Genomic DNA, 2,429 nt, shown 5'->3' on the forward strand with positions numbered 1-2,429 from the left:
GTCGTGCTCGCCGGAGGAGATGAAGATCTTCGTGCCGCTGATGGCGAAGCTGCCGTCGGCGTTGGGCGTTGCCCGCGTCCGCAGCAGCCCGAGGTCGGTGCCGGCCTGCGGCTCGGTCAGGTTCATGGTGCCGGTCCACTCGCCCGTCACCATCTTGGGCAGGAACGTCTTCTTCTGTTCCGGCGAACCATAGTGCTCGATCGCCTCGACCGCCGCCTGCCCGAGCATGGGGCAGAGCTGAAACGCCATGTTCGCCGAGCACCACATCTCCTGCAGCGCCATGGAGACGAGCTGCGGCATTCCCTGGCCGCCGAACTCCGTCGGGCACGCGACCGTCGGCCAGCCGCCATCGACGTACTTGCGGTAAGCCTCCTTGAAGCCCGGCGGCGTGGCGACCACACCGTTCTCGACCCGCGACGGCGTGCGATCCCCGACCTTGTTCAGCGGATCGAGCACCTCGGACGCAAAGCGGCTCGCTTCCTCGAGGATGCTCTGCACCGTGTCGGGTGTGACCTCGTTCCACCCCGGGAACTTCGCGAGCTCTTCCAGACCGGCGAGGCTCTTCATCGCGAAGAGCATGTCCTTTACGGGGGCCACGTACGTCGTCATTTCGCTTTTCTCCGGATCTTCGCCGCTACCGGCGCCGCGTGCCGCCCGCTCGCGTCGCGGCTGCACGCATCCGGCGCGCGGTCCCAAGACGGTGCGGGATCGCGGTCGGAGCGTGGTCCTTCGGGAAACGAGGCATGGCGCTGAACGTTCGCGCTGCGGAATCGCGTTTTGCTCAAGGGCGGGACATGGTATCGTCCCCGGCCGGTTAATAGAATACCTCCTTCCCTTCCAAAGCTTTCCGGATCGAGCACCCATGATCATTCGCGATACGTTCTTCATCGACGGCCGTTGGGTGAAACCCGCCGGCACCGGCACGATCGACGTGCATTGCCCGGCCAACGAGGAAGTGCTGGCACGCATTCCCGAGGGCACGCCGGCCGACGTCGAGGCGGCGGTAGCCGCCGCGCGGCGCGCGTTCGACGCCTGGTCGAACACGCCGGTCGCGCAGCGCGCCGAGTACCTGCAGAAGATTCACGAAGGCCTGAAAGCGCGGTCGGGCGAGATCGCCGAGACGATCTCGAAGGAAATGGGGATGCCGCTCAAGCTCTCGCAGCGCATCCAGGCCGGCTCGCCGATCGCGGTGTTCGGCTATTACGCGAAGCTGCTCGGCGAATTCCAGTTCGAGGAGCGCGTAGGCAATTCCCTGGTGGTGCGCGAGCCGATCGGCGTGGTCGCGGCGATCACGCCGTGGAACTACCCGCTGCACCAGATTTCGCTCAAGGTCGCCCCCGCGCTCGCGGCCGGCTGCACGGTGGTGCTCAAGCCGTCCGAGATCGCGCCGCTCAATGCCTTCCTCCTCGCGGAGGTGATCGAGGCGGCCGGCTTGCCGGCGGGTGTGTTCAACCTCGTCACGGGCTACGGGCCCGTCGTGGGCGAAGCGATGGTAAGCCACCCCGAGGTCGACATGGTGTCGTTCACCGGCTCCACCGCCGCCGGGAAGCGGGTTTCCGAGCTTGCGTCGAAGACCGTAAAGCGCATCGCACTCGAGCTCGGCGGCAAGTCGGCGGCGATCCTGCTCGACGATGCGGACTTCCCGGCCGCGGTCAAGGGCGTGGTCAACAACTGCTACCTGAATTCCGGGCAGACCTGCACTGCGCACACGCGCATGCTCGTGCCCGAGTCGCGCTACGAAGAGGCGGCGAAGCTCGCGGTCGAGGTCGCGCGCAACTTCCGCGTCGGCGATCCCTTGACCGAAGGCACCATGCTCGGTCCCCTCGCCTCGGCGGCGCAGCGCGAGCGCGTGCTGAAGTACATTCGCAAGGGCATCGAGGAAGGCGCGGAGCTCCTGACGGGCGGCGTCGAGCCGCCGGAGGGTTTGACCAAGGGCTATTTCGTGCGGCCGACGGTGTTCGGCCGCGTGAAACCCGGCAGCACCATCGAGCAGGAGGAGATCTTCGGACCGGTGCTCGCGATCGTCCCGTACAAGGACGAGGACGACGCCATCCGCATCGCGAACGGCACGCCCTACGGGCTCGCCGGCGGCGTCTGGTCGGGGAGCGAGGAGCGCGCTCAGCGCGTTGCGCGGCGCATGCGCACCGGCCAGGTCGATATCAACGGCGCGCCGTTTAACCTCCAGGCGCCCTTCGGCGGCTACAAGCAGTCGGGGATCGGCCGCGAGCTCGGGCGCTACGGGCTCGAGGAGTTCCTCGAGTACAAAGCGATCCAGTTCAAGCCGACGCCCAAAGCCGCCTGAGGCGCGAACGCTCTCGCAAGAGCCCCCGGCCCCCGGGGGCTCTTCGTTTGCACCGTTGACTCCGCTCGCGATTCTCCCCGAGAGTACGGCGTCCCATCCTCTTTAAAGGCGTTGCGCGAGCTCGACT

Annotated in this window: 2 protein-coding genes; one reads left to right on the top strand and one right to left on the bottom strand. The window is 67.1% G+C overall.

Going from position 1 to position 2,429, the window contains the following annotated elements:
- A partial coding sequence (locus VF329_15530; GenBank protein HEX7082419.1) for an acyl-CoA dehydrogenase family protein occupies nucleotides 1–609 on the bottom strand: 609 nt, incomplete at its 3' end.
- Between the two features lie 253 nt (nucleotides 610–862).
- Between VF329_15530 and VF329_15535 the strand changes: the two genes are divergently transcribed.
- On the top strand, nucleotides 863–2,302 hold the full coding sequence (locus VF329_15535) for an aldehyde dehydrogenase family protein (protein HEX7082420.1): 1,440 nt from the start codon (nucleotides 863–865) through the stop codon (nucleotides 2,300–2,302).
- Nucleotides 2,303–2,429: the final 127 nt, after the last annotated feature.

This window comes from Gammaproteobacteria bacterium (genome assembly GCA_036381015.1).
Taxonomy (GTDB): domain Bacteria; phylum Pseudomonadota; class Gammaproteobacteria; order Steroidobacterales; family Rariloculaceae; genus ZC4RG20.